Raw genomic sequence first — 25,985 nt, forward strand, 5'->3', positions numbered from 1 at the left:
CTCCTTTTGCGTGGCGGTGCGGGTAGCGGAACCTCAGACGCCGTCTGAGCTGCGGGATCCCAGACTCATGTATGACCAATACACAGCGCTGGGGCCGTCCTCGCCAGGCGAACGCTGAGAACCCGCGGCGGCGCAAGCGCCGAAGGTGAGCTAAACGCCTCCGGCGTTTCAAAGACAAAGACCAAAACGAGGATCCGAGCACTTGATCCGCCGGTTGGCGGGGTCACACCGGAGGTTCGGGCGCGGTGCAGGGTCGGTGGTGCGTCCTAGTCTGGCTAGGTGAGCGACTCCGGCAATCCCGCGTCATCTGGTGGTTGGATCCGTCGCCTCTTCGCCGCTTGTCGACGGCACCCTGTCGCCCTCTCCTTGGCGATGGGTGCGTCCGTCACAGCGGTCGGGTTGGAGGCGCTGGTTCCGCTGCTGACCAAGGTGGCGGTGGACGACGCCGTCGCGCGCACCACCGACCAGCTGTGGTTGATCGTGGTCGCGCTGCTGGTGCTCGGCGTGTTCCGCTTCGGCGCGGCGTTCGTGCGCCGCTACAGCGCGGGTCGGTTGGCGCTGGACGTGCAGCACGACTTGCGCCGCGCGGTGTTCGGCGCGATGCAGCGGCTGGACGGCGGCAAGCAGGACGCGTTGCGCACCGGGCAGGTGGTGTCGCGGTCGATCAGCGACCTGCAGCTGGTGAACTCGCTGCTGGCGATGCTGCCGCTGGCGGCCGGGACCGCGGTGCTGGCGCTGTTCGCGATCATCGCCATGCTGTGGCTGTCACCGCTGCTCACCGTGGTTTCGCTGGTCATCGCGCCGCTGATCGCGGTGGTCACCGCGCGCAGCAAGAAGCGGTTGTTCCCGGCGACCTGGTCGGCGCAGCAGCGCGCCGCCGACATCGCCCAGCACGTCGAGGAAACCGTCACCGGTGTTCGGGTGGTCAAGGGCTTCGGGCAGGAGGAGCGCGAGGTCGGGCGGCTGCGGACCCGTGCGCGGCGGTTGTTCGGCGAGCGGCTGCGCGCCGCGCGCATGACGTCCACGCCGGCGGCGAGCCTGGCCGCGCTGCCCTCGGCCGGACAGGTCGGGGTGCTGGGCCTCGGCGGCTGGATGGTGCTGAACGAGCAGGTGAGCCTGGGCACGTTCGTGGCCTTCGCCGGGTACGTGGCGATGCTGTCCGGGCCGGCCCGGATGTTGTCCAGCGTGGTGATCCAGGCGCAGCTGGCGCGCGCCGGCGCCGAGCGGATCAACGAGCTGATCGACTCGCAGCCGGAGGTGCAGGAGAAGCCGGACGCGGTGCGGCTGCCGGAGGGCCCGCTGGAGGTCCGGTTCGACGACGTGACCTTCGGCTACACCCGCGACCAGCCGGTGCTGTCGGAGGCATCGCTGCAGGTCCGACCGGGTGAGACGGTGGCGCTGGTGGGCCCGGCGGGCTCGGGCAAGTCGACGGTTTCGCTGCTGCTGCCGCGCTTCTACGACGTGCACTCGGGCGGCGTCTCGATCCGGCCCGCCGCCGACGGCGCGGCCGCGCACGACATCCGCGACCTGCGGTTGGACTCGCTGCGCAGCGCGGTGGGCGTGGTGTTCGAGGAGGCGTTCCTGTTCTCCGACACCATCCGCGGCAACATCGCCTACGGCCGTCCGGACGCCTCGGAAGCCGACGTGATCGCAGCGGCCGAGGCCGCCGAGGCGCACGAGTTCATCACCTCGCTCCCCCAGGGCTACGACACCGAGGTCGGCGAGCGCGGTCTCACCCTCTCCGGCGGGCAGCGCCAGCGGGTGGCGCTCGCGCGGGCGCTGCTGTCGAACCCGCGGATCCTGGTGCTCGACGACGCCACGTCGGCCGTCGACCCGGCGACCGAAGCGGCGATCCACGACACCCTGCGCTCGGTGACCGCCCAGCGCACGACGCTGCTGATCGCGCACCGCCGCTCGACGCTCGCGCTGGCCGACCGGATCGCCGTGCTCGACGAGGGCCGGGTGGTCGACGTCGGCACCGAGGAGGAGCTGTCGCAGCGCTGCGAGCTGTTCCGGTCGCTGCTGGCCGGGCCCGGCGAGTCCATCGACAACCGCCGCAGCGCCCTCGCCCCGAGCGACTCCGACATCACCCCCGAGCTGTGGCCGGAGCCGGAGGAGCCCGAACCCGTCGCCGCCGCTCCGATGGCGGGGTCGCGCGGCATGGCCGGCACGTCGATGCCGCCGACTCCGGAGCTGGTCGAGGGCATCCGGAAGCTGCCGCCGACGACCGACGAACCGGACCTGCGCGGCGAAGACCCGACCGCGCCCGACCCCGACTTCAAGCTGTCCCGGCTGCTGCGGCCGATCCGCTGGGGCCTGCTGCTGACCGTGCTGCTGGTCGCCGGCGACGCGCTGACCTCGGTCACCCTGCCGTCTCTGGTGCGCCAGGGCGTCGACGGCGGTGTCGGCACCGGGAACGCCGACGTCCTGTGGTGGGCGACCGGCGTGGCCGCGGTGATCGTCGGTTTCGGCTGGCTGGTGGTCAAGCTGCAGACCGTGGTCACCGCCCGGACCGGTGAAACCCTGCTCTACCTGCTGCGGTTGCGCAGCTTCGCGCACCTGCAGCGGCTCGGCCTGGACTACTACGAGCGCGAGCTGGCCGGCCGGATCATGACCCGGATGACCACCGACGTCGACGCCCTGTCGACGTTCCTGCAGACCGGTCTGGCGACGTTCGTGGTCAGCGTGCTCACCCTGTTCGGCATCGCGGGCGCGCTGCTGATCACCGACGCGTCGCTGGCGCTGGTCGCGATGGCCGTGCTTCCGGTGCTGCTGGTGGCGACGGCGATCTTCCGCCGGGTCTCCTCGATCGCCTACGCCGAAGCGCGGGAGCGGGTCAGCACGGTCAACGCCGACTTGCAGGAGAACGTCTCGGGCATGCGCGTGGCGCAGGCGCACCGGCGCGAGGGGCACGCGGCGAAGGTGTTCGCGCAGCGCAGCGACGCCTACCGCCGGTCGCGGCTGCGGGCCCAGCGCTACATCGCCACCTACTTCCCGTTCGTCGCGCTGCTGTCCGAGATCGCCCAGGCCGCGGTGCTCGGCGTCGGCGCCGCGCGGGTCGCTTCCGGCGACCTGACGGCTGGTGTGCTGGTCGCGTTCCTGCTCTACCTCGGGTTGTTCTTCTCACCGGTGCAGCAGCTGTCCGGCGTCTTCGACGGCTACCAGCAGGCGATGGTCGGGTTGCGGCGCATCGGTGACCTGCTGCGCACGCCGACCTCGGTGCCCGCGCCGGACGACCCGGCGCCGGTGCCCGAGCGCTTCAGCGGCGAGGTCGAGCTGCGGTCGGTGTCGTTCCGCTACCCGGGCACCGAGCAGTACGCGCTGCGCGACGTGTCGCTGCGGGTGCGCCCCGGCGAGACCGTCGCGCTGGTCGGCGCCACCGGCGCGGGCAAGTCGACGCTGATCAAGCTGATCGCCCGGTTCTACGACGTCACCGACGGCGCGGTGCTGGTCGACGGGGTGGACGTCCGCCACTACGACCTGGCGGCGTTCCACCAGCGGCTGGCGGTGGTGCCGCAGGAGGGGCACCTGTTCACCGGCGACGTCGCGGACAACATCGCCTACGCGCGGCCGGACGCCGAGCCGGTCGAGGTGGAGGGCGCGGCGCGGGCCGTCGGCGCGCTGCCGGGGATCGCGATGCTGAACAGCGGGTTCCGCCAGCAGGTCGGCGAGCGCGGCCGGGGGCTGTCCGCCGGTCAGCGGCAGCTGGTCGCGCTGGCGCGCGCGGAGCTGGTCGATCCCGACGTCCTGCTGCTCGACGAGGCGACCGCGGCGCTGGACCCGGCCACCGAGTCGATGGTGATCGCGGCCAGCGACCAGCTCGCCGCGCAGCGCACCACGTTCGTCGTCGCGCACCGCTTGGCGACGGCGGCCCGCGCGGACCGCATCGTGGTCGTCGACGACGGCCGCATCGTCGAGCAGGGCTCCCACGCGCGGCTTCTCGCCGAAGGCGGTCACTACACCCGCCTCTGGCACGCAGCGGACCCCAGCGCCCAAACCTCCAACATCGCCTGAACCGGACACGCTCCGCAGTCGGGTGAACACTGCGAGATGACGCATCAGTGCTGGTGAGACGGGTGGTTTCACGCTGTCTGGGATTCGGGAGAGCAGGTCACGGCCCGGGAACACAGCGTGTCGTTGAAACGTCATACTGGTTGTGGGCGACAACCCAGATGGAGTACTAGCAAGCGACGCTGAACCGCAAGTGAGGCAGCCAGGGTGCGGCCGTTGATCGTTCGCGCGAGCCGAACCGGGTCGATCCCGGCGCAAGCTGGGCTTTCCTGATCGATTTTGTGACCGAGCTCGTCAGCCGAACGGCCGTCCTGTGTGCCAACCTCGCGAATCGGACCGCTAGCCTGGTACCCGAGTGTGTCTGTAAATCACGAGCATATGGATCGAGGCGAACGCCAGCCGTGTCCAGCAGCCCTGCGTCACAGTTCGGCCCCAACGAGTGGTTGATCGAGGAGATGTACGAGCAGTACCTCCAAGATCCCACTTCCGTAGACTCGGCGTGGCACGAATTCTTCGCCGACTACAAGCCGGGCCAGGCAGCCACCGACAACACCGCTGCTGCGGCCGCTGCTGCAGCGGCCCCGACCACCACCGCGACGGCGACGCGCGTCGGCGAGACCAACGGTCAGGTCCCGCCGCCCACCGCGACCGCCGCCCCGGCGGCGAACAAGCCCGTCGCCGCCCCCAAGCCTTCCCCGCAGCAGGCCGCCAAGGCCGCCCCGGTCAAGCCACCGCAGGCCGGTGAAGAGGTCAAGACGCTGCGCGGTGCCGCGGCTGCGATCGCCAAGAACATGGACCAGTCGCTGACCGTGCCGACGGCCACCAGCGTGCGCGCGGTCCCGGCGAAGCTGCTGTTCGACAACCGCATCGTCATCAACAACCACCTGAAGCGGAACAAGGGCGGCAAGATCTCGTTCACGCACCTGATCGGCTACGCGCTGGTCCGTGCGGTCCGGGACTTCCCGAACATGAACCGCCACTACGGCGAGGACGCCAAGGGCAAGCCCGCGGCCGTCACGCCGGAGCACGTCAACCTGGGCCTGGCGATCGACCTGCCGGGCAAGGACGGTTCCCGCAACCTCGTGGTCGCCTCCATCAAGGGCTGCGAGGACATGACGTTCTACCAGTTCTGGCAGGCCTACGAGGACATCATCCGCAAGGCCCGCGCCAACGCGCTGACCGCGGACGACTTCGCCGGCACCACCATCTCGCTGACCAACCCGGGCCCGTCCGGCACCAACCACTCGGTGCCGCGGCTGACCAAGGGCCAGAGCGCGATCATCGGCGTCGGGGCGATGGACTACCCGGCCGAGTTCCAGGGCGCCAGCGAGAAGACCCTGGTCGACATGGGCGTCAGCAAGATCGTGACGCTGACCTCGACCTACGACCACAGGGTCATCCAGGGCGCCGAGTCCGGCGACTTCCTGCGCCGCGTCCACCAGCTGCTGCTGGGCGAGGACGGCTTCTTCGACGACATCTTCGCCTCGCTGCGCATCCCGTACGAGCCGGTGCGCTGGACGAAGGACATCCCGGAGGGCGCGGTCGACAAGACCGCCCGGGTGCTCGAGCTGATCGACGCCTACCGCACCCGCGGTCACCTGATGGCCGACATCGACCCGCTGAACTACCGGCAGCGGCGGCACGAGGACCTCGACGTCCTGTCGCACAGCCTGACGCTGTGGGACCTGGACCGGGAGTTCGCCGTCGGCGGGTTCGCCGGCAAGGAGCACATGCCGCTGCGCGACGTGCTGGGCGTGCTGCGCGACTCCTACTGCCGCACCGTCGGCGTGGAGTACATGCACATCCTCGAGCCGGACGAGCGCGAGTGGCTGCAGCAGCGGGTCGAGAAGAAGCACACCAAGCCGGACCCGACCGAGCAGAAGTACATCCTGTCGAAGCTCAACGCGGCCGAGGCGTTCGAGACCTTCCTGCAGACCAAGTACGTCGGCCAGAAGCGCTTCTCGCTGGAGGGCGCGGAGACCGTCGTGCCGCTGCTGGACGCGGTGCTCGACACCTCCGCGGCGCACGACCTCGACGAGGTCGTCATCGGCATGCCGCACCGCGGTCGGCTCAACGTGCTGGCCAACATCGTCGGCAAGCCGATCTCGCAGATCTTCCGGGAGTTCGAGGGCAACCTGGACCCGGGTCAGGCGCACGGCTCCGGTGACGTCAAGTACCACCTGGGTGCCGAGGGCAAGTACTTCCGGATGTTCGGCGACGGCGAGACCAAGGTGTCGCTGACCTCGAACCCGTCGCACCTGGAGGCCGTGGACCCGGTGCTGGAGGGCATCGTCCGCGCCAAGCAGGACATCCTGGACAAGGGCCAGGAGGGCTTCACCGTCCTGCCGGTGCTGCTGCACGGCGACGCCGCCTTCGCCGGTCAGGGCGTGGTGGCCGAGACGCTGAACCTGTCGCTGCTGCGGGGCTACCGCACCGGCGGCACGGTGCACGTGATCGTCAACAACCAGGTCGGCTACACCACTGCGCCGGAGCACTCCCGCTCCAGCAAGTACTGCACCGACGTGGCGAAGATGATCGGTGCGCCGGTGTTCCACGTCAACGGCGACGACCCCGAGGCCTGCGTCTGGGTCGCGAAGCTGGCCGTGGAGTACCGCCAGGCGTTCGGCAAGGACGTCGTGATCGACATGGTCTGCTACCGGCGCCGCGGTCACAACGAGGGCGACGACCCGTCCATGACCCAGCCGAAGATGTACGACGCCATCGACAAGATGCGCAGCGTCCGCAAGGTCTACACCGAATCCCTGATCGGCCGCGGCGACATGACCGTCGAAGAGGCCGAGAAGGCGCTGAAGGACTACGCGGCCCAGCTGGAGCACGTGTTCAACGAGGTCCGCGAGCTGGAGAAGCACCCGCCGGCGCCGAGCCCGTCGGTGGAGTCCGAGCAGCAGGTGCCGCGCGGTCTGGCGACCAAGATCTCCAAGGAGACCTTGGAGCGCATCGCCGAGGCGCAGATCAACCTGCCCGAGGGCTTCACCCCGCACCCGCGGGTCAAGCCGGTGCTCGAGCGCCGCGCCAAGATGGGTCGCGAGGGCGGCATCGACTGGGCGTTCGGCGAGCTGCTGGCGTTCGGTTCGCTGGTGATGGAGGGCCGCGGGGTCCGCCTGACCGGTCAGGACAGCCGCCGCGGCACGTTCGGCCAGCGCCACTCGGTGCTGATCGACCGCAAGACCAACAGCGAGTACACGCCGCTGCAGAACCTGTCGGACGACCAGGCGAAGTTCCTGGTGTACGACTCGGCGCTGTCGGAGTACGCGGCGCTGGGCTTCGAGTACGGCTACTCGGTGGCCAACTCCGAGGCGCTGGTGCTGTGGGAGGCGCAGTTCGGCGACTTCTTCAACGGTGCCCAGTCGGTCATCGACGAGTTCATCTCGTCCGGTGAGGCCAAGTGGGGCCAGCGCTCCGACGTGGTCATGCTGCTGCCGCACGGCCACGAGGGCCAGGGCCCGGACCACACCTCGGGTCGCATCGAGCGCTGGCTGCAGCTGTGCGCCGAGGGTTCGATGACGGTCGCGATGCCGTCGACCCCGGCGAACTACTTCCACCTGCTGCGGCGCCACGCGCTGGACGGCATCCAGCGTCCGCTGGTGGTGTTCACGCCGAAGTCGATGCTCCGCCTGAAGGCCGCGACCAGCCCGGTCGAGGACTTCACCGAGGGCAAGTTCACCTCGGTGATCGACGACCCGGCGCAGCCGAACCCGGCCGACGTCCGCAAGATCGTGATGTGCACCGGCAAGCTCTACTACGAGCTGGCCGCGCACCGCGAGAAGGAGGGCATCACCGACACGGCGGTGGTCCGGCTCGAGCAGCTCTACCCGCTGCCGCACCGGAAGCTGGGCGCGCTGCTGGAGCGCTACCCGAACGCCACCGAGGTCCGCTGGACCCAGGAGGAGCCCGCCAACCAGGGTGCCTGGCCGTTCCTGGGCCTGGCGCTGCCGGAGCTGTTCCCGCAGCTGGTCGGCAAGCTCAAGCGGGTCTCGCGTCGTCCGATGGCCGCCCCGGCCACCGGTATGGCCAAGGTCCACGAGGTCGAGCAGGCCGAGATCGTGCGCAACGCGTTCGCCTGATCTGATCGGCTGGAGCGGGCCGTCGGTTCCACCTGGAACCGGCGGCCCGTTTTCGCACTTCGGGGCGATGATGAGGTTCCGCTTCGCAGCCCCCTCGGGACGTTTCGTACCCTGCTGTTCTGGTCGCGCTGATTCCACGCGCCAGAAAGCGAAAACCCCCAAGGAGGAAGCGGTGTACTTCACCGACCGCGGCATCGAGGAGCTTGAGGACCGTCGCGGTGACGACTCGGTCACCCTGTCCTGGGTGGCCGACCGGATGCGCGCCTTCGTCGACCAGAACCCGGACTTCGAGGACGCCACGGAACGCCTGGCCACATTCCTCGCCCGGGACGACGCCGACGACGAGTAACGGGCGCAAGCCGCTGCCGGAAGAGCCCCGACCTGACCACGCGAGTGGGCGGCGGGGCTCGTTCCGCTCCCGATCGCGCCTGCCCCGCAGCGCTTTCCGCGCTGCCTCCTGATCGCGGCACGTTCGCAGAACCGATTGCACTCCGCTATCGGACACTGCTAGCCTCCGAGCGATTGCACTTTGCAATCAGTTTTCTGCCCGGCTCCGCAGGGCGGGGTCGCCGAACGACGCTGCACGACAGGGAGACCGCTTTCCATGCGCAAGCTCATCTCGTTCACCGGCATCAGCCTCGACGGCTACTACAAGCGCACCAGCGGGGAGTTCGACTTCCCCCACGTCGACGAGGAGTTCTTCGACTTCTCCAACCGGCAGGACGCCTACCTCGACGCGCTGGTGTTCGGGCGCGAGACCTACGAGCACATGGCCGCGCACTGGCCGAACGCCACCGAGGGCGACCCCGAGATCATCGACTTCATGAACGGCGTCCCCAAGCTCGCGGTGTCCGACACCTTGGAGCGGGCCGACTGGAACAACACCACGCTGGTCCGCCGCGACGACATCGCCGGGACGATCAAGGACCTCAAGCAGCAGCCGGGCAAGGAGATCGCGCTGTTCGGCAGCGTGCAGCTGACCGCGAGCCTGCTCGAGCTCGGCCTGGTGGACGAGCTGCGGGTGATCGTGTTCCCGGTCCTCCTCGGCGAAGGCGTCTCCGCGTTCTCGACGCTCAGCGGGCAGGTCCAGCTCGAGCTGTGGCGGACCACGACCTTCCGCTCCGGCAACGTCCTGCTGGTCTACCGGCCCGCCTGACCCCGCGCGACGGTCAGCGCTGGTGGCGGGTGAGGCTGCGGCGCAGGCGGTAGAGGTTGCCCGTGGTCCCGTGCACGTCGTGGTGGGGACTGCTGGCCGCGGCGGCCTCGTCCGACCACTCCTCGTAGATCAGGACCCGGGTGCCGTCGGCGCTGATGTGGAAGTGGGCCGCGCGCAGGCCAGGCGGCAGATCGGGCGGAGTTCCGATCCGGGCCTGCGCGTCGGCCACCAGCCGACTCGCATGCTCGAACCCGTCGCTGCCCGAGACGAACACCGCGACGACCTCACCGCGCGGCCGGTCCTCGGCGACGACGCTGCCGCGCAGGCGGTACCTGACCAGGCCAGGCCGCTCGATGCCCGGAACAGCTTCGTCGATCCCGCGCACCAGCGTCGGCCGGTAGGTGCGCACGAACTCGCGGTGCGCGTCGTCATCGGTCCACTGCGCGTAGTTCAGCACCGCCTCGCCGTCCAAGCTCACGAAGCAGTTCAACGACAGGAACGCTGCCGGCCAGGGCGCCACCTTCCACTCCGAGATGGTGGCGTCCACCGCGTCGCGCTGCCGCTGCGGCGTGCCGACGATCCAAGGACTCACCAACACGGTGCCGACATCGCTCCGGGTGATCTCCGGCAGCACGATGCGGTCAGAGCTCATCGCAGCCTCCACATGATCGACGAATGCTCCCCAACCACCCTCAAACCTCCACCAAGGAAGAGGTCAAGCCCGCAGGCAGGTTCCCCTCGCACATCTCCGGATCGCGATGCAGTGGCGAAGTCCGCTCGGGCATTAGCGCGACTTGCCCTCCGAAACGGGCGAACTGGGCGTCGAGCGTTGGTATGGTCCCCCGCTCGGGGAGGACAAATGACCTATCAGGTTCTGATCGGGGATCTTCGGAAGGCTTCGGACGCAACGCTCTCAGCGGTTGAACAAGCCCGGGAATCGAAGCTCGGCGCGGTGGGGGAAAAGATCAGCCAGGCGTTGCCCGGCTCAACGGCAGCCGCGGCCGCAACGAGCACCAGCCGCAGCTGGATGGACAGCGTGAAGCGGTGGTGCCAATCCGGCACAACGCACGCCGAAGCACTGGCCCGGAGCGCTGCCACGTACGAGGCGACGGATCAGGGGGCTGCGTCGGACATCAACGCTGCGGGTGGTGCGTGATGACGACCATCGCGAACATCCGCCAGTGGAAGCCGGCCCTGCTCGACGAAGCGATCGACGACCTGAAGCGGGAAGAAGACCGCCTGGTGCGGCTGGACGACGAACTCGCCACGTCCGGCAAACCAGCGGAGTGGCAGGGCGAGGCGGCCAAAGCCGCCGAGGACCGGCATCGCGACCTCGGCGAGAAGCTACGAGAGCTCGTGGTCGAGGTGGCGGCAGTGCGCCGAGCCCTCATCGAGAACGTGGACGAGGTCCAGGCGGTGCAGCGGCAGCTGGCCGAGGCCGACTCCCTGGCGAGTTCCTACCGCTTCCGCATCTGCGACGACGGCCGGATCGAAGACCTGGAGCACGTGGTGGTCGGCGGCCCCGGCAGCCGGCTCGACGAGGAGGACCGCTACCGGATCCAGCAGGTCCGGCCCGACCTGGTGGACCGCGTCGAACGCCTGCTCGCCCAGGCCGACGACGCGGACGCCGAGCTGACCAAGGTGCTGCGGGACGCGGACCTGAACCTGATGGAAACCGGGGAGGGCGGCTCTCTCGCGGACGCCGCGGCCCTCGGAGACGCGCACGGCCTCGCCGAGACCGTCGAACCGCCGCCGCCGGGGACTCCGGCCGACAACGCCCGCTGGTGGGAATCCCTGCCCGCCGAAACGCGAGCGGCAATGGCAGAGGCACCACCACCGTGGCTGGGCAACATGGACGGCATCCCGGCCACGATCCGACACACGGCCAACGTCAACCGCCTCGACGACGAGCGCGTGATGCTCCAAGCCCAAGCAGCTCAGCTGCGGGCGAAGATGGACAAGCCGTACCCCGGGCCCGGCGGCAGGTTCAACAAATCACTCGACCAGGCAGAGCTCGATCGAGTCGATGCCAAGCTGAAGTCCCTGGACGAGATCGAGAAAGTCCTGGGCCCAGAACGAGATCAGCGCCAGCTCCTGGTCATGGACAGCTCCGGCGAACGCATGAAAGCAGCAGTAGCGACCGGCGACGTGGACACGGCCAAGCACGTAGCGGTCTTCACCCCGGGCCTGGAAAGCGCTGTGGAGAAGGGCAGCTTGACGGATTACGACCGCGCAATTGAGCAATTGCGGGCCGATGCACAGCTCCAATCAAGACAGTACGGCGATGGCGGCGCAGTCGCCGCTGTGACCTGGATTGGGTACGAAGCGCCGCAGCTGGAGGAGATCCCCGATCCAAGCCATTCCGTCGCATCTGCCAGTGCAGCCAAGCGCGGCGCTGAAGACCTGGCCGACTTCTACCGTGGAATCAACGCATCTCGGCAAGACGATCCGCATCTTGTCGCGCTGGGCCATTCGTACGGATCAACGACTACCGGGTATGCCTTGCAGCGGGAGAACGTGAACGTGGACGATGCCGTCGTCATGGGATCACCAGGGATGGGCGCATCACATCATTCTCAGATCAACACCCCAGAGGGACACTTGTACAACTTGGAATCAGACGGGGATCCGGTAGCCGATTTTGGCAGATTCGGCTCTGATCCATCGAACATGCCCGGCGTCGACAATCTCTCTACGCACGAATCCGTCTCGCCAGACGGCCAAGAGCTTGCCCGGTCGGTAGGACACGGCACCGGTGGCGGCACTGGCTACCTGGATCGCGGAACAACCAGCCAGTACAACGTCAGCGTCGTGGTCGCCGGAGTCCCTGAGCGAACCGTGGGAGCAAAGGGATGAGCTTTCGATCACCAACAAGGGCGTCGCACTTGAAACGTATGGCACTGATCGCAATCGTCGCGTTTTCTGCAGTCTCATGCGGGGGGACACCGGTGACTTCCAGCTTCGAAGGCAACGAGGCGGAGCAGCGCGAAGAATTGCTGCGTCGGCCCAGCATGGAGGAGGCCAGCGCTCGCTACCTGGAGATGCTGGGGCGGATGCGCGATGCGTTGACCGCTGAATTCCCATCACTTCAATGGGTTCAGGACGATGATCTCCGCAGCTCCGGATGTCCTGAATTTCCTGCGTACAGGTCGGACGGCGCGAGCCAGACGCTGGGTCTCTGGAGTGCCAACGGCAACCTTCCGGATGACCAATGGCCACGTGCGCAGCAGATCGCTGAGGACGTTTCCCGCGAATACGGGTTCGGCCCCGTGCGGACCATCGTCAGTCGCCCCTCGGATCACCAGGTCGTCGGCTTTGACCAGTACGGCGCGACGTACAAACTAGGTACCGCGAAGAACACAGTTCTCAACGGCACTACCAGTTGCCACCTGCCGCAGGCGGTGAAGGACCGGATCGCTTCGACCGGGCGGTAGGGGTCACTCGATCTGGTTGCTGTGCAGTGGGGCTTACCAGGCAGTGCAGAACTTCGCGATGGACGGTTGGGGCCGGTCGGGCCAGACTCCGTTTCGATGCAGACATCGAGAGCGGAGGAACCGTGCGCGCACTGGTGAAGACCTCGCCCGCGCCCGGCCTGGAGCTGGCCGAGGTCCCGGACCCGACCCCGGGCCCGAACGACGTGGTGGTGCGCGTGCTGCGCACCGGGATCTGCGGGACCGACCTGCACATCGCGTCGTGGGACGAGTGGGCCGCCCGGACCGTGCCGACACCGCTGGTGGTCGGGCACGAGTTCGCCGGGGAGGTCGTGGCGACCGGCAGTGCCGTCACCCGGGCCTCGGTGGGTGACTTCGTCAGCGGCGAGGGCCACATCGTGTGCGGGAAGTGCCGGAACTGCCTGGCCGGGCGCCGGCACCTGTGCGCGCACACCAAGGGGCTCGGCGTGCACCACAACGGGGCTTTCGCCGAGTTCGCGGTGCTGCCCGAGCAGAACGTGTGGGTGCACCGCAGCGAGATCGACCCGGACGTGGCCGCGATCTTCGACCCGTTCGGCAACGCCGTGCACACCGCGCTGAGCTTCCCGGTCGTCGGCGAGGACGTGCTGATCACCGGTGCCGGGCCGATCGGGCTGATGGCCGCCGGCGTGGCCAAGCACGCGGGCGCGCGGCACGTGGTGATCACCGATGTCAGCGAGCACCGGCTGGAGCTGGCGCGGCGGATCGGCGTCGATCTGGCGGTGGACGTGTCCAAGACGCGGCTCGCCGACGCGCAGCAGCAGCTGGACATGAGCGAGGGCTTCGACGTCGCGATGGAGGTGTCCGGGCAGCCCGCGGCGCTGCGGGAGACCGTGGCGAACATGTCGCACGGCGGCCGGATCGCGATGCTCGGGCTGCCCGCCGAGGAGTTCTCGGTGGACTGGAGCGCCGTGGTGCTGAAGATGCTCACCGTCAAGGGCATCTACGGGCGCGAGATGTTCGAGACCTGGTACTCGATGTCGGTGCTGCTGGAGTCCGGGCTGGACCTGTCGCCCGTGATCACGCACCGCTTCCCGTACACCGAGCACGCCGAAGCGTTCGAGACGGCCCGCAGCGGTCGCTGCGGCAAGATCATCCTCGACTGGACAGCGGAGGGTTCCGCCTGATGTACACGATCGCCGACGGACTGCGCGCCGAACTGGATGAGATCCGCGCCGCGGGCCTGTACAAGGACGAGCGGGTCCTGGAGTCGCCGCAGAGCGCCCGGGTGGGCGTCGCCGACGCGGAGGTGCTGAACTTCTGCGCGAACAACTACCTCGGGCTGGCCGACCACCCCGCGCTGCTGGCCGCCGCCGAGCAGGCGCTGGCCAAGTGGGGTTTCGGGATGGCGTCGGTGCGGTTCATCTGCGGCACGCAGGCCCCGCACAAGGAGCTGGAGAAGCGGCTCTCGCAGTTCCTGGGCACCGATGACACGATCCTGTACAGCTCGTGCTTCGACGCCAACGGCGGGCTGTTCGAGACGCTGCTCGACGACCGCGACGTGGTGATCTCCGACGAGCTCAACCACGCGAGCATCATCGACGGCATCCGGCTGTGCAAGGCCCGCCGCGGCCGCTACCGCAACCGGGACATGGCCGATCTGGAGCGGTTGCTGCGGGAGAACTCCGACGCGCGGCGCAAGCTGATCGTCACCGACGGCGTGTTCTCCATGGACGGCTACCTGGCGCCGCTGGACGAGATCTGCGCGCTCGCCGAGGAGTACCAGGCGCTGGTCGTGGTCGACGACTCGCACGCGGTCGGCTTCACCGGTCCGAGCGGTGCGGGCACGCCGGAGCTGTTCGGGGTGACCGACAAGGTCGACGTCGTGACCGGCACGCTGGGCAAGGCGCTGGGCGGCGCGAGCGGCGGTTACGTGTCCGGGCGGGCGGAGATCGTGGAGCTGCTGCGGCAGCGGTCCCGGCCGTACCTGTTCTCGAACTCGCTGGCCCCGTCGATCGTGGCGGCTTCGCTGGCCGCGCTGGACCTGGTGGCCTCGAAGCCGGAGCTGCGGCAGCGGCTGCGGGACAACAGCGAGCTGTTCCGGCGGCGGATGACCGAGGAGGGCTTCGACCTGCTGCCCGGCGAGCACCCGATCATCCCGGTGATGATCGGAGACGCCGCCGAGGCGGCCCGGATGGCGGATCTGCTGCTGGCCGAGGGCGTGTACGTGATCGGGTTCTCCTACCCGGTGGTGCCCAAGGGCAAGGCCCGCATCCGCACTCAGATGTCGGCGGCGCACTCCGCCGCGGACGTGGAGCGGGCGGTTGCGGCGTTCGTCGCGGCCCGCGCCGGGATGGCTAGCATCGAAGGGTGATTGACCCGCGGCGGCTGCTGATCCTCCGCGCGCTCGCCGACCACGGCACGGTGCGCGCGGCGGCGGAGCGCCTGTACCTGACTCCGTCGGCGGTGTCGCAGCAGCTCACCGCGCTGGAGAACGAGGTCGGGCAGCCGCTGCTGGTGCGCCAGGGGCGGCGGGTCCGGTTGACCGCCGCCGGCGAGCTGCTGGTGGAGCACGCCAAGGCGGTGCTGGCCGAGCTGGAGCGGGCGGAGGCGAGCCTGGCGGCCTGCGCGGAGGGCACGGTCGGCACCGTCGAGGTGGCGTCGTTCGCATCGGCCATCACGCAGGTGGTGGCCCCGGCGATCGTGGCGTTGCGCGGTCGCGCACCGGACGTCCGGGTGCTGGTGCGCGACGCCGAGGCGCACAACAGCCTGATGATGTTGCTGGCCGGGGAGATCGACATCGCGATCTCGATGGAGTACACCTCCACGTTGCAGGCCGACGCGCGCCGGGTGACCCGCTTCCCGCTCTACACCGAGCCGTTCGACGTGGTGCTCCCCCGCGATCACGCGCTCGCGGACGCGCCCGAGGTGGCGTTGGGCGAGCTGCGCGAGGCGGAGTGGATCGCGCCGCTGCCGGGCAACCCGTGCCGGGCGGTGGCCCAGGTGTGCTGCGAGAACGCCGGTTTCGTCCCGGACATCACGCACACCTCGGACGACTTCCACGCCGTCGAGGCGCTGGTGGCGGCGGGCACCGGGGTGGCGCTGGTGCCGCGCACGGCGATCTCCGGCGATCTCGGCGCGATCTCGCGTCCGGTGGCCGGAAAGGCGCCCACCCGGCGGGTTTTCGCAGCTGTCCAATGTGGACGAGACGAGCACCCGCTGGTGCGCGTGGTGCTCGACGCCCTGCTGGAGCACCCCGGCGCGGGGTGAGTCAGCCGAGCAGCTCGTCGAACCTGCCCCGCGGGTTCTCCCTGGTCGGGAGGGCCGCCACGAACGGCAGCATCTCCGCCTTCGCGACCTCGTGGATCCGGCGCAGCTCGGCGACCGGTTCGGGGTGGTCGTCGACCCGCAGGTCGAGGTACGGGTACGGCGCGCCGTTGTTCACGTGCAGCGCGGCGCTCTGCTTCCCGCGCCGGTCCCCGCCTGCCCGCTGGCCCGCTTCGAGCGAAGCGAGCAGCCGTTCGTGCAGCGGTTCGCCCGCGGTGGCCTCGAAACGCTCGGCCATGGCGTCCACCGTCCGCGCGTCCACCAGCATGTTCCCGGCGACGGCGTACCCCGGCCCGACGCGGTGGCCGCGCCACGGATGCGTTTCCGGACCGGTGTGGGCCGCAGCGCGACCACACCGGTCCACGACGATCACCTGGCGGGACTCCGCGCCCGGGTCCGAAGCGAGGAGCTTGCCCAGCGCCTCCTCGGCCGAGTGGGTCCGGAGCAGTTCCAGGCCGTCGATCCCGAGCAGCGGGTTGATCAGCGCCTGGGTCGCGACGGCTCCGGAATCGGCGCGCGCGTGCACGGCCAACGACCCGATCGCCGGCATGCAGGTGCTGATCGCGACACCCGCGCAGCCGGCGGCCACGTCGTGGGCAACGATCGAGAACGTGCCCGCGTACACGCCGAACCGCTCAGCGGTGCTGCCCGTGGGGCACCGCGCGCACGAGCGTCACCTCGGCCGTTCCGCCGTTGGGGACGTCGTAGGTCCGCGTTTCGCCCTGGCGGGCTCCGGTCAGCGCGGCGCCGAGGGGCGATTCCGGCGAGTAGACGTCGAGGTCGTCATCGGCACCGTCGCGCGCGCCGAGCAGGAACGTCTCGGTCTCGCCGTCGTCGAAGCGGACGGTGAGGACCATGCCGGGCTCGGCGACGCCGTCGTCCGGCGGGGTTTCACCGACCACCGCGTTCCGCAGCAGCTCCTGGATCTCGCGGATCCGGGCGCGCCGCTGCCCCTCCTCGGTCAGCGGGTCGGCCTCGTCGCCACTGCCCTCGGCGCGGCGGGCGAGCAGGTCGTCGAGCTCGGCGCGCAGCCGGTCGTGCGCTTCCCTGGTCAGCCAGCGGGGTTGAGCAGTGGTCATGGTTACCTCGTGTTTCGATCGGTTCGGACGCGTTCGACTCGCAACGTTCGGGTGCGCGGGGATGCCTCTTCGGCCGATCTGGCGGCCGGTGCGCGTTCTCCCTGGGGCCGAAATCGGCGGGCGCTCAGCGGGCTGTGGATTTCCCTCGCCGCGAGCAGCTGCATCGCATCGGCCGGAGGTCACCGGGTACGCGCCGATCACAGCGGACGTGCGCGGTTACGCAGACCATGACCAGCCCTCCCGTGTTTCGACACCGGCGTTCCAGACCGAGGATGGCCGAGCCACGAGTCACAGCTGTTGTCCGGAACGAACAAAAACTTGATCGAATTTGTCCGTTATCTCCATCAAGTTGCGGGCGGGAGTGTGCTTACGCGCGCGGGCACGACGCGAGGTCGAGGACCAGCGTGGCGACGGCGAACGCCAGGAAGAGACCGGGCCCGACGATCGTGCGGTACTGCCGGGCGCGCACGTGGGCGATGATCGCGCCGATGTAGAACAGGACGAGCCCGACGGCTGCGGCGATGCCGATGAACCGGATGCCCAGCAGGCCGATCAGGAGCCCGAGCGCGCCAGCGGCTTTGAGCGCGCCGAGCTTCGGCAACCACGACTGCGGCACCTGCACGGCCGCCGAGTTGGCGAGGACGAACTTCGCCCGGGCGAAGTCGGCGGCCGCGATGCCGGCGTTGAGCAGGATCGTGACGGACGCGACGACCAGGTGAGCTGCGTGCACGGAACTCCTCCTCCGCAGTTGCTCCGCACAGCTTGACGCGTCGCCGCGCCGCGTCCAACACCCGGATGTCACCCGAGCAGCAGGGTTCGGCCCGGAGCGGTGCGGGCTTCGACCGCGGCGTGCGCCTCAGCCGCGCGGGCCAGCGGGAACGTCCGGCCGATGGTCGACTCGAACCGGCCGGCCACGGCCGCTGACAAAGCGCGCGCGGCCAGCTCTCGCTTCTCCGCCTCCCCCGGCTGCACGTCGAGCAACCCGGTCACTTCCAACTCGCGCCGCCGCACCTCCGCCTGGTCGAACTCGGCGAACTCACCACCGGGGGCTCCGTAGGCGAAGATCCGGGCGCGGTCGTTGACGACACCGATCACCGCGCTGCCAGTCCGGCCACCGGCGCCGTCGAGGACGACGTCCACCCCACCGGTCAGCTCGCGCACCTGGTCGAGCCAGTCGGGGGCGGTGTAGTCCACCGCGTCCGCCCCGAACGATCGCACCAGCCCCAGCTTCGCCTCGCCCCGCGCCAAACCGACGACCCGGGCACCGGCGGCGAACGCCAACTGCACCAGCAGCGAGCCCGCTCCCCCGGCCGCCGTCGTGATCAGGACCTGTTCGCCGGACTGGATGCGGGCGGCTTCGAACAGCCACATCGCCGTCGTCCCGTCGTGCAGGAGCGAAACCGCCTGTTGCGCGGTCAGGCCGTCCGGCACCGGGATCAGTGCTGCTTCGTCCACGGCGACCAGCTCGGCGTAGGTGCCCCGCCCAGCGCTGGCGACGACTGTCCGCCCCAGCCAGGACTCGTCGACGTCCGCCCCGGCGGAGACGACCTCGCCGGCCACCCCATCACCGGGCACGTACGGGGGCTTCAGCCCGAAGAACTCCCGTCCCCACCCGCTGCGCAGCTGCGCGTCGAGGAAGATGACGTCCACCGCGGACATCCGCACCACCACCTGCCCGGGACCCGGCACCGGATCGGCGGCGTCGACCGCTGCCAGCACTTCCGGCCCACCGAACCTCGTCACCTCTACCGCTCGCATTCCCAGTTCCTTCCCTAGCAGGTGGAACCACCTTTCAATCTCGACTTAACTAGAGGTCAAGCGTCCACCGAAGATGACCGTTGCGGAGACGGGATGTCGCGAACCGCCATCGCGGGTTCGAGTTGATCACTACGCTGCACGCCGTAACCACGGACGTTCGGAGATGTTTTGCGGATGCTGCTCGCGGCCCTCGCCGTGCTGGCCGTCGTCGCCGTGTTCTGGACCGACACCCAGCGCGGCCGCAAGCTCCTGGTCAAGTGGGGCGTGCCCGAACCCTCGGAACCCCAGGTCAAGACGGCCCTGCACTACCGCCGGCTGCGATGGGCGTGCTACCCGTTCCTGCTCGCCGGCACAGCTCTGGTCACCGACTGGGCGTTCGGGGACGACGACTACTCGAGCCTCTCGATCCCGGTGGCACTGCTGCTCTCCGCAGCGATCGCCGAGCTGCTGGCACTCCCGACGAGCCGGCACGCGCCGCCCGTGCGGCACCCTTTGTTCTCGCTCGTCCCGAAGTGGGGCGTGGCGTTCTACGGCATTACGGTGCTGACCACGATCGTCCTCGGATTCGTCGATCTGTCCGTGGCGCAGTACGCGACGTCCATGCTGGCCGACAACATCGCCACCGGCGAGGACAGCCCGTTCGCGCAGCACGTGCCGTTCGTCGTCCCGCTGGTGGCGACCGCGGTGGTCCTGCTGGCCGTCGCCGTGGTGCTGCGGATGTCCGCGACGCGATCGTTCAGCGCGGATTCCGAAGTGGACCGCGCACTGCGCGTCCGGAGCGCGAGGGTCGCACTGGCGCTCGGCGCGGTGAGCCAAGTGTTCTACGCGCTCCCGCTGGCTTATTGGCGAATCCCGGCGATCGCCGGCAAATGGGGTTCACCACCGAACGACTCCGCAGTGGACTGGGCGCACCAGGTCGACGGCATCGCCACCCTTCCACTGGTCGTACTCCTGTACGGCACGCTGGCCTGCTGGCCGATGCTCGCCAGTCCACCCAACCGCAGGGGCCGGTTCTGGACCGACACCCAGCGCGGCCGCAAGCTCCTGGTCAAGTGGGGCGTGCCCGAACCGTCGGAACCCCAGGTCAAGACGGCCCTGCACTACCGGCGGCTGCGATGGGCGTGCTACCCGTTCTTGATCGCCGCAGCGGCTCTGGTCACCGACTGGGTGGTCCAGCTCGAAAGCTACGAGATCCTCTCGATCCCGGCGGCGCTGCTGCTGTCCGCAGCCATCAGCGAGCTGCTGGCACTCCCGACCAGCAAGCACGCACCACCTGTTCGGCACCCGCTGTTCTCGCTCATCCCGCGATGGGGCGCCGTGCTGTACGGCATCGCGCTGCTGACCACGATCGTCCTCGGGATCGTCGACCTGTCCGCGGCGGACCTCGCGAGGTCCGCGCTGACCCGCCCTCCAGAAGGCCGCGAACCGATCACTTCGATCAGCTTCCTGCTGGTGGCGACCGCGGTAATCCTGCTGGCCCTCGCGGTGGTGCTGCGGTTCTCCACAACACGGTCCTTCAGCGCCGACCCCGCGGTGGACCTCGCGCTGCGAACCCGAAGCGCACGGGTCGCGCTCGCGCTCGCCTTGGTGAGCCAAGCGGTGTACGTGCTTCCGCTGGCCTGGTGGTGGATCCCGGCGATCGCCTTGCGCGTCCAGATGGTGATAGATGACTCCACAATGGACTGGGCACGCCAGCTCAACTACGCCAGCGGAACGCTGCTGACACCGTTCATCCTCGCCACCCTGATCTCCTGGCCCCTGATCGCGAAACCTCGGTCTCCCAAGGGATTTCTCCACGGACGGGCGGAAACGACGTGAACCTGCTGATCTACTTCCTGGTCGCCCAAGCCGTCGTCGCCGTGCTCTGGTCGAACCCCGAGCGCGGACGCAAGCTCCTGGTCAAGTGGGGCGTGCCCGAACCGTCGGACACCCAGATCACCATGGCGCTGCACTACCGGCGACTGCGGTGGATCTGCTACCCGTTCCTGCTCACCGGAATGGCCGGCGTCTCCGTGCTGATGACCGGGGGCGACCGGGACGGGATGACCTCGTTCCCAGCAGCACTGCTGTTCGCCGCAGCAATCGCCGAGCTGCTGGCACTCCCGACCAGCAAGCACGCACCACCCGTGCGGCACCCGCTGTTCTCGCTCATCCCGCGATGGGGTGCCGTGCTGTACGGCGTCGCGCTGCTGACCACGATCGTCGTCGGGATCATCGACCTGCCCGCGGAGGACCTCGCAACGTCCGCGCTGGCCAGCACCAACACCTCGAACCCCGGTATCGCGCAACGCCCGATCCCGACCGTCGCGCCGCTGGTGGCGACCGCAGCGGTTCTGCTCGCCGTCGCGGTGGTGCTGCGGGTGTCCACGACGCGATCGTTCAGCGCCGACCGCGCAGTGGACCTCGCGCTGCGAGTTCGCAGCGCGAGGGTCGCACTGGCGCTCGGCGTGGTGAGCCAGGTGGTTTACGTGCTTTCGCTGGCCTGGTGGCGGATCCCGGTGGTCGCGAACCAGGTGCACCTGGACGACTCCGCACTGGGCTGGGCGCAGGTCGACCGCACCCTCGGCCCGCCGCTGGCCGTGCTCGTGTTCCTCACCCTGGCCTGCTGGCCCCTGCTCGCCAGTCCACCAACGCCCAAGGGCCTGCTGCGGAAGCGCCCGTGCTGACCCGGATCACCGCACCCGGTTGCCCTTGCGCCAGACCGCCTGGGTGAGCGGGACGCCCGGGCGGTAGGCGAGCCAGGTCGTGCTGGGCGCGTTGAGGACGTGCACGTCGGCGCGGGCGCCTTCGCGCAGGACGCCGACCGCTCCTTCGCCGGTGTTGCGGCGCAGGGCCTTCGCTCCGCCGAGGGTTGCCGCGCGGATCGCTTCGTCGATGGTCATGCGCATCTGCAGGACCGCCGTGGTCACGCAGAAGGCCATCGACGAGGTGTAGGACGAGCCGGGGTTGCAGTTGGCGGCCAGGGCCACCGTCGCACCAGCGTCGAGCAGCGCTCGGGCGTCCGGGAGCGGCTGGCGGGTCGAGAGGTCGCACGCCGGCAGCAGCGTCGCGACCGTGTCGGAACCGGCCAGCGCGTCCACATCGGACTCGTTCAGGTAGGTGCAGTGGTCAACGCTCGCCGCGCCGACCTCGACGGCGAGCTTCACGCCGGGGCCCTGCTGGAGCTGGTTGCCGTGCACCCGGAGGCCGAGGCCGCGGGCCTTCGCCGCCTCCAGCACCCGGCGGGACTGGGCCTCGTCGAACGCGCCGTGCTCGCAGAAGACGTCGCACCAGCCCACGTGCGGGGCCACCGCGTCGAGCATCTCGCCGCAGACCAGGTCCACGTAGCTGTCCGCGTCCTCGCCCGGCGGCACCAGGTGCGCGCCGAGGAAGGTCACCTCGTCGGCCTCGGCGGCGACCTTCGCCGAGCGCAGTTCGTCGGCGACCGTCAGGCCGTAGCCGGTTTTGGTCTCCATGCAGGTGGTGCCCTGCGCGGCGGCTTCGTCGAGGTGCGCGCGCAGGTTCGCGGCCAGCTCCTCGTCGGTGGCGGCGCGGGTGGCGCCGACGGTCACCGCGATCCCGCCCGCCTGGTAGGGCTTGCCGTCCATGCGGGCGGCGAACTCGCTGGTGCGGTCGCCGGCGAACACGAGGTGGCTGTGGCTGTCGACCCAGCCCGGCAGGACCGCGCGGCCGTCGACGTCGACCCGCTCGTCGGCGTCCGGAGCGTCCGATGCGGATCCGACCCAGGCGACGCGGTCGCCGTCGAGGACCAGGGCGGCGTCGGTGAGCGTGCCCAGTTCGTCGTCGTTCGTGGTCAGCTCGCCGATTCCAGTAATAACAGTGGTTGCCATCGCTTGCTGGTCCTTGCTCCTAGTACTTGCTGTTCATCGGGGTTTGCGCAGGTCGTTGATGGAATCGCGGAGCTCCCGCGCCGCATCGACCGCGCAGTGCGCCCGGTCGCGCACGATGCGTTGACCGTCCACGACCACCTCGCGCACGTCGTCGGCCCGCGCGACGGCCGGGACCGCCCCGGGCTCGGTTCCCGCCAGGCGGGTCGAACCGACGTCGATGGCGACGAAGTCGGCGCGGGCTCCGACTTCGAGCCGACCGGCATCGGCCCAGCCGAGGGACCGGTGGCCGGATTCGGCTGCCGCGTCGAGCAGTTCTCCGGCGCTGAAGTGGCCGCGGGTTTCGGCGTCCAGCCGCTGGTACGACTCGATCGCCTGGACTTCGGCGAACGGGTCGATCACCGAGTGCCCGTCGCTGCCGATCGACAGCCCGCTGCCGGCGGCCCGCAGCGCCGGGGCGGGACCGATGCCGTCGGCCAGGTCCGCTTCCGTCGTCGGGCACAAGCAGACCCCGGTCCCGCTGCCGCCCAGCAGCGCCACGTCGTCGGCGGCGAGGTGGGTGGCGTGGACGGCGGTGGTGTCCGGGCCGAGCGCGCCGCGCGATTCCAGCAGCTGCGTCGGCGTGCAGCCGTGCGCGGCGAGGCAGGCATCGTTCTCGGCGCGCTGCTCGGACAGGTGGACGTGCAGCGGCTTGCGACGCGCCCAGTCGACGACGTCCGGGATCTGCTCGCTCGGCACCGCGCGGACCGAATGCACCGCAGCGCCGAGGCGGATCCCGTCACCGTCCACAGTGAACTCTCCTACCCGGGCTGCCCAGCCCGCCGCGTCCCGATCGGAGAACCGCAGCTGCACACCTTCCAGCTCGCGGCCGAAACCGCCTGCCAGATAACAGGTGTCCAGCAGCGTGATCCGGATTCCCGCGTCCCGCGCCGCCTGCACCAAAGCCTCGCCCATCGCGTTCGGATCGGCGTAGCGGGTGCCGTTCTCCGCGTGGTGCAGGTAGTGGAACTCGCCGACGCAGGTGATCCCGGCCAGCGCCATCTCCGCGTACACGCCTCGCGCGAGCTGGTAGTAGCTGTCCGGGTCGAGCGCCTCCGCCACCTGGTACATCTGCTCGCGCCAGGTCCAGAAGGTGCCGCGCGCACCGGTGTGCCAGCCGCGCAGCGCGCGGTGGAAGGCGTGCGAGTGGGCGTTGGCGAGACCGGGCAGCACCATCCCCGGCAGCCGCTCGGCGTCACCGGCCGGAACGCCGACCGCCACCGCGGTGATCCGACCGCCGTCGACGTCGAACCGCACGTCCGCCTGCGGGCCCGACGGCAGCCAGGCCCATTCGCACCAGTAGGTCGTCACGGCTTCACCCCGCCAAGCGTTCCAGGACGCGCGCGAGCGCGTGCGCGCCTTCGGTGCAGTCGTCGGCTTCGGCGTGCTCTTCCGGGGCGTGGCTGATACCGGTCGGGTTGCGCACGAACAGCATCGCGGTCGGCACCTCGGCGGCGAGGACGCCCGCGTCGTGCCCGGCTCCCGTGGCCAGCGCCGGAACGTCGCCCAGCAGGCCGCTGAGCTGGTCGCGGAACGCCGGGTCGAAGTGCACGGTGTCGCCGTAGGACTCCTCGACGACCTCCACCTGGCAGCCCTCGGCGGCGGCGAGCTCCTGGGCTGCGCCGGTCAGATCCGCCACCATGGAGCGGGTTCCCGCGTCCAGCGGCGACCGCGCGTCCAACCACACGTCCACAGTGGACGCGATGACGTTGGTGCCGCCCGGGGTCGGCACCAACCTGCCGACCGTCGCCCGGCCGTCGGCGACCGCCCCGGCGGCCCGGCGCGCTTCCACCACCAGCTGCGCGGCGGGCAGCATCGGATCCCGCCGGTCGGCCAGCAGCGTCGCGCCAGCGTGGTTGCCCTGGCCGCTGAACCGGAACCGCCACCGGCCGTGCGCCAGGATCGAGGAGGCCACCGCGACCGACCGGTCCAGGTCGATCAGCCCGCGCCCCTGCTCCACGTGCAGCTCGACGAACTGGCCGATGCGCCGCAGCGCCTCCTCGTCCCGCCCCACCAGGGACGGGTCCGCGCCGAAGGAGCTCATCGCCTCGGCGAAGGTGACGCCGCTCGGGTCGCGCAGCGCGCGGGCGCGGTCGGCGTCGATGGTCCCGGCCAGCAGCCGCGAACCCAGGCACGGCACGCCGAAACGGCCGCCCTCCTCCTCCGCGAACACCACCACCGCCAGCGGCCGCCGCGGGCGGAAACCCTTCGCCCGCAGCAGATCCACGGCGCTCAGCGAGCTGACCACGCCCAGCGGTCCGTCGAAGGCGCCGCCGCCGGGCACCGAGTCCAGGTGGCTGCCGGTGACCACCGCGTCGTCGCCCGGATCGCCCCACCACGCCCAGATGTTGGCGTTGCGATCGGTCGTCACCCGCAGGTCTCGGGCCTCGGCCTGCTCGACGAACCACTCGCGCAGCTCCCGCTCGGCGTCGTCGAAGACGTGCCGCGAATACCCGCCACGCCTCCGATCAGCACCGACTCCGTCGATCGCCGCCAACAACGCATCAGGTGTGACCACCACGACCCCTTCCCACTCGCCTAAGGCTGACCGGTGCATTTCCGCAGGTGGAGACCCGTGAGTACTTTGAGGCGCTATAGCACCCCAAAGTGCTCACGGTCCTTGACCAGCAACGACGCATGCCTGCTCCGAAAATCACGTCACCAGCGGCGTGCGGACGCCGCGCTCCGCCGCGACCTGCTCGGCGCGCTGGTAACCCGCGTCGACGTGGCGGATCACCCCCATGCCGGGGTCGTTGGTCAGCACCCGCGCCAGCTTCCGCCCGGCCAGCTCGGTGCCGTCGGCGACGGTGACCTGCCCGGCGTGCAGCGAGCGCCCCATGCCGACCCCGCCACCGTGGTGCAGCGACACCCACGTCGCCCCGGAAGCCGTGTTGACCAGCGCGTTCAGCAGCGGCCAGTCGGCCACCGCGTCCGAGGTGTCGGCCATCGCCTCGGTCTCCCGGTACGGCGAGGCCACCGATCCGCAGTCCAGGTGGTCGCGGCCGAGCACCACCGGCGCCTTGAGCTCGCCGGAGGCCACCATCTCGTTGAACCGCTCACCAGCAGCAGCGCGCTCGCCGTAGCCGAGCCAGCAGATCCGCGCGGGCAGTCCCTGGAACGAGACCTTCTCCCCCGCCAGCCGGATCCACCGGGCCAGGTGCTCGTCCTCGCCGAACAGGTCCAGGATCGCCCGGTCGGTCGCGGCGATGTCGGCCGGATCTGCCAGATCCCGGTCAGCCCGCCCTGCCCGGCGGAGTAGAGGAAGTACACGGCGCCGCTGTCCGACCGAGCAA

At 69.9% G+C, this 25,985-nt stretch carries 21 protein-coding genes; 12 read left to right on the forward strand and 9 right to left on the reverse strand.

The window, feature by feature from the left end:
• The first annotated feature begins 372 nt into the window (after window positions 1-372).
• The 4 genes from ABTZ89_RS12655 (at window position 373) to ABTZ89_RS12670 (ending at window position 9,252) form a co-directional block, all read left to right on the forward strand.
• Window positions 373-4,014 (forward strand): ABC transporter ATP-binding protein, encoded by a 3,642-nt coding sequence (locus ABTZ89_RS12655; RefSeq protein WP_351043623.1) that lies wholly within the window; start codon window positions 373-375, stop codon window positions 4,012-4,014.
• A 452-nt stretch (window positions 4,015-4,466) separates the two neighbouring features.
• Window positions 4,467-8,096, forward strand: coding sequence for a multifunctional oxoglutarate decarboxylase/oxoglutarate dehydrogenase thiamine pyrophosphate-binding subunit/dihydrolipoyllysine-residue succinyltransferase subunit (locus tag ABTZ89_RS12660; RefSeq protein ID WP_502949541.1), 3,630 nt, complete (start codon window positions 4,467-4,469; stop codon window positions 8,094-8,096).
• A gap of 172 nt (window positions 8,097-8,268) precedes the next feature.
• Complete coding sequence (locus ABTZ89_RS12665) at window positions 8,269-8,445, forward strand: DUF6104 family protein (protein ID WP_270949096.1); 177 nt, start codon at window positions 8,269-8,271, stop codon at window positions 8,443-8,445.
• 255 nt (window positions 8,446-8,700) lie between these two features.
• A complete protein-coding gene (locus tag ABTZ89_RS12670) occupies window positions 8,701-9,252 on the forward strand; it encodes a dihydrofolate reductase family protein (RefSeq protein ID WP_270949094.1) in 552 nt (183 codons plus the stop codon).
• A gap of 13 nt (window positions 9,253-9,265) precedes the next feature.
• On the opposite strand, the gene ABTZ89_RS12675 is transcribed toward ABTZ89_RS12670, so the two are convergent.
• Window positions 9,266-9,904 carry a hypothetical protein gene (locus ABTZ89_RS12675; RefSeq protein WP_351043631.1) on the reverse strand — a complete coding sequence of 213 codons (639 nt, stop codon included), beginning with the start codon at window positions 9,902-9,904 and terminating at the stop codon, window positions 9,266-9,268.
• A gap of 207 nt (window positions 9,905-10,111) precedes the next feature.
• Between ABTZ89_RS12675 and ABTZ89_RS12680 the strand changes: the two genes are divergently transcribed.
• From ABTZ89_RS12680 to ABTZ89_RS12705, 6 genes are all read left to right on the forward strand, one after another.
• On the forward strand, window positions 10,112-10,408 hold the full coding sequence (locus ABTZ89_RS12680) for a hypothetical protein (RefSeq protein WP_270949091.1): 297 nt from the start codon (window positions 10,112-10,114) through the stop codon (window positions 10,406-10,408).
• Window positions 10,408-12,108: an alpha/beta hydrolase gene (locus tag ABTZ89_RS12685; RefSeq protein ID WP_351043634.1), complete on the forward strand. Its 1,701-nt coding sequence runs from the start codon at window positions 10,408-10,410 to the stop codon at window positions 12,106-12,108. The genes ABTZ89_RS12680 and ABTZ89_RS12685 overlap by 1 nt, the downstream gene beginning before the upstream one ends.
• A 92-nt stretch (window positions 12,109-12,200) precedes the next feature.
• Window positions 12,201-12,686, forward strand: coding sequence for an LppA family lipoprotein (locus ABTZ89_RS12690; RefSeq protein WP_351043637.1), 486 nt, complete (start codon window positions 12,201-12,203; stop codon window positions 12,684-12,686).
• Between the two features lie 122 nt (window positions 12,687-12,808).
• A complete protein-coding gene (gene tdh / locus ABTZ89_RS12695; RefSeq protein WP_270949087.1) occupies window positions 12,809-13,849 on the forward strand; it encodes an L-threonine 3-dehydrogenase in 1,041 nt (346 codons plus the stop codon).
• On the forward strand, window positions 13,849-15,036 hold the full coding sequence (locus ABTZ89_RS12700; protein ID WP_351043640.1) for a glycine C-acetyltransferase: 1,188 nt from the start codon (window positions 13,849-13,851) through the stop codon (window positions 15,034-15,036). The genes tdh and ABTZ89_RS12700 overlap by 1 nt, the downstream gene beginning before the upstream one ends.
• Entirely contained in the window at window positions 15,033-15,932 is a 900-nt protein-coding gene (locus ABTZ89_RS12705; RefSeq protein WP_351043643.1) for a LysR family transcriptional regulator, read from the forward strand. Before ABTZ89_RS12700 ends, ABTZ89_RS12705 begins: the two co-directional genes overlap by 4 nt.
• A 1-nt stretch (window position 15,933) precedes the next feature.
• Here the strand turns inward: ABTZ89_RS12705 and ABTZ89_RS12710 are convergent, their stop codons facing one another.
• The 4 genes from ABTZ89_RS12710 to ABTZ89_RS12725 all read right to left on the reverse strand — a co-directional run bounded on the left by ABTZ89_RS12710 (window position 15,934) and on the right by ABTZ89_RS12725 (window position 18,826).
• Window positions 15,934-16,614, reverse strand: a complete 681-nt coding sequence (locus ABTZ89_RS12710; protein ID WP_351043646.1) for a DUF1028 domain-containing protein — start codon at window positions 16,612-16,614, stop codon at window positions 15,934-15,936.
• 10 nt (window positions 16,615-16,624) lie between these two features.
• Entirely contained in the window at window positions 16,625-17,068 is a 444-nt protein-coding gene (locus ABTZ89_RS12715; RefSeq protein WP_270949083.1) for a GreA/GreB family elongation factor, read from the reverse strand.
• Window positions 17,069-17,435: 367 nt separating this feature from the next.
• Entirely contained in the window at window positions 17,436-17,798 is a 363-nt protein-coding gene (locus ABTZ89_RS12720) for a DoxX family protein (RefSeq protein ID WP_351043648.1), read from the reverse strand.
• Between the two features lie 68 nt (window positions 17,799-17,866).
• Entirely contained in the window at window positions 17,867-18,826 is a 960-nt protein-coding gene (locus ABTZ89_RS12725) for a zinc-binding dehydrogenase (RefSeq protein ID WP_351043651.1), read from the reverse strand.
• Between the two features lie 174 nt (window positions 18,827-19,000).
• Here ABTZ89_RS12725 and ABTZ89_RS12730 point away from each other — a divergent pair, with 174 nt between their 5' ends.
• The gene (locus tag ABTZ89_RS12730) at window positions 19,001-20,644 is read left to right on the forward strand and encodes a hypothetical protein (protein WP_351043654.1); all 1,644 of its coding nucleotides are present in this window, start codon (window positions 19,001-19,003) and stop codon (window positions 20,642-20,644) included.
• Window positions 20,641-21,492: a hypothetical protein gene (locus tag ABTZ89_RS12735; protein ID WP_351043657.1), complete on the forward strand. Its 852-nt coding sequence runs from the start codon at window positions 20,641-20,643 to the stop codon at window positions 21,490-21,492. Before ABTZ89_RS12730 ends, ABTZ89_RS12735 begins: the two co-directional genes overlap by 4 nt.
• 6 nt (window positions 21,493-21,498) lie before the next feature.
• Here the strand turns inward: ABTZ89_RS12735 and hutI are convergent, their stop codons facing one another.
• The 4 genes from hutI to ABTZ89_RS12755 all read right to left on the reverse strand — a co-directional run.
• The gene (gene hutI, locus ABTZ89_RS12740) at window positions 21,499-22,656 is read right to left on the reverse strand and encodes an imidazolonepropionase (protein WP_270949078.1); all 1,158 of its coding nucleotides are present in this window, start codon (window positions 22,654-22,656) and stop codon (window positions 21,499-21,501) included.
• Window positions 22,657-22,689: 33 nt separating this feature from the next.
• Window positions 22,690-24,003, reverse strand: coding sequence for a formimidoylglutamate deiminase (locus tag ABTZ89_RS12745; RefSeq protein ID WP_351043661.1), 1,314 nt, complete (start codon window positions 24,001-24,003; stop codon window positions 22,690-22,692).
• 4 nt (window positions 24,004-24,007) lie between these two features.
• On the reverse strand, window positions 24,008-25,249 hold the full coding sequence (locus tag ABTZ89_RS12750; RefSeq protein ID WP_351043664.1) for an allantoate amidohydrolase: 1,242 nt from the start codon (window positions 25,247-25,249) through the stop codon (window positions 24,008-24,010).
• A 96-nt stretch (window positions 25,250-25,345) separates the two neighbouring features.
• Window positions 25,346-25,985: urocanase-related protein (locus tag ABTZ89_RS12755; RefSeq protein WP_502949540.1), on the reverse strand; the 640-nt coding region annotated here is incomplete at its 5' end.

It is taken from the genome of Saccharopolyspora sp. NPDC002686 (assembly GCF_040295745.1).
In the GTDB taxonomy this organism is placed as follows: domain Bacteria; phylum Actinomycetota; class Actinomycetes; order Mycobacteriales; family Pseudonocardiaceae; genus Saccharopolyspora; species Saccharopolyspora oryzae.

Excerpts from the sequence above, each read along its gene's own strand:
- ABTZ89_RS12655 (WP_351043623.1), top strand. The coding sequence starts at position 373 with ATGGGTGCGTCCGTCACAGCGGTCGGGTTGGAGGCGCTGGTTCCGCTG.
- ABTZ89_RS12660 (WP_502949541.1), top strand. The coding sequence starts at position 4,467 with ATGTACGAGCAGTACCTCCAAGATCCCACTTCCGTAGACTCGGCGTGG.
- ABTZ89_RS12670 (WP_270949094.1), top strand. The coding sequence starts at position 8,701 with ATGCGCAAGCTCATCTCGTTCACCGGCATCAGCCTCGACGGCTACTAC.
- ABTZ89_RS12675 (WP_351043631.1), bottom strand. The coding sequence starts at position 9,904 with ATGAGCTCTGACCGCATCGTGCTGCCGGAGATCACCCGGAGCGATGTC.
- ABTZ89_RS12680 (WP_270949091.1), top strand. The coding sequence starts at position 10,112 with ATGACCTATCAGGTTCTGATCGGGGATCTTCGGAAGGCTTCGGACGCA.
- ABTZ89_RS12685 (WP_351043634.1), top strand. The coding sequence starts at position 10,408 with ATGACGACCATCGCGAACATCCGCCAGTGGAAGCCGGCCCTGCTCGAC.
- ABTZ89_RS12700 (WP_351043640.1), top strand. The coding sequence starts at position 13,849 with ATGTACACGATCGCCGACGGACTGCGCGCCGAACTGGATGAGATCCGC.
- ABTZ89_RS12715 (WP_270949083.1), bottom strand. The coding sequence starts at position 17,068 with ATGACCACTGCTCAACCCCGCTGGCTGACCAGGGAAGCGCACGACCGG.
- ABTZ89_RS12725 (WP_351043651.1), bottom strand. The coding sequence starts at position 18,826 with ATGCGAGCGGTAGAGGTGACGAGGTTCGGTGGGCCGGAAGTGCTGGCA.
- ABTZ89_RS12730 (WP_351043654.1), top strand. The coding sequence starts at position 19,001 with ATGCTGCTCGCGGCCCTCGCCGTGCTGGCCGTCGTCGCCGTGTTCTGG.
- hutI (WP_270949078.1), bottom strand. The coding sequence starts at position 22,656 with ATGGCAACCACTGTTATTACTGGAATCGGCGAGCTGACCACGAACGAC.
- ABTZ89_RS12750 (WP_351043664.1), bottom strand. The coding sequence starts at position 25,249 with ATGCACCGGTCAGCCTTAGGCGAGTGGGAAGGGGTCGTGGTGGTCACA.